Below are 617 nucleotides of genomic sequence, written 5' to 3'. Positions count from 1 at the left end.
GCGGCACGGCACTCCCTCGGCGGGGCTCGTGCTCAACGCCGGCGAGGACGTCGTCATGAACAGTGTCCTGCTGGTGGGGGCGTGAGACGGCCCATGCGTGCCTCCCCCGAGCAGCCCGCCCTGTCCGCACCGGCGGACCGGAACCTCGGTGCCCCGTTCCGGATCTTCCAGGCGTCCGTGCTGGGCTCGAACCTGGCGGACGGCGTCTACCTGGTCACGCTGCCACTGCTGGCTCTCTCCTTGAGCGACTCGGCGCTGGTGGTCAGCGCCGTGGGCGTCGCCATACGGGCGCCGTGGCTGCTGCTGATCCTGCCCGCGGGAGTGATCGTCGACCGCTGCGCGCCGATGGCCGTCATCAACTGGGCGTCGAAGTGCCGCTTCCCGCTGGTGGCCGTGCTCGGCCTGCTCGCCTGGGCGGGGCTGCTGCCGGTGTGGGCGCTGGTGGCCGGCGCGTTCCTGATAGCGGCGATGGGGACGTTCGTGGACCTCGCCGCCCAGTCGCTCCTGCCGCGTCTGGTCGCCCCGGAGCTGCTGCCCAGGGCCAACGCCAATCTGCAGTCCGGCCAGACCCTCGCGGCGCAGTTCGCGGGCCCGGCCCTGGGCGGTGTCCTGGCTTC

Annotated in this window: 1 protein-coding gene; it reads left to right on the top strand. The window is 72.8% G+C overall.

From position 1 onward, the window contains the following. Positions 1-93 precede the first annotated feature (93 nt). Positions 94-617, top strand: a 524-nt coding sequence (locus tag CA983_RS44765; protein ID WP_143645915.1) for an MFS transporter, incomplete at its 3' end; no start/stop codon positions are given.

Origin of the sequence: Streptomyces swartbergensis (genome assembly GCF_002148965.1) — a bacterium.
GTDB classification, from domain to species: domain Bacteria; phylum Actinomycetota; class Actinomycetes; order Streptomycetales; family Streptomycetaceae; genus Streptomyces; species Streptomyces swartbergensis.
This window is presented reverse-complemented; position numbering and strand designations above follow the sequence as displayed.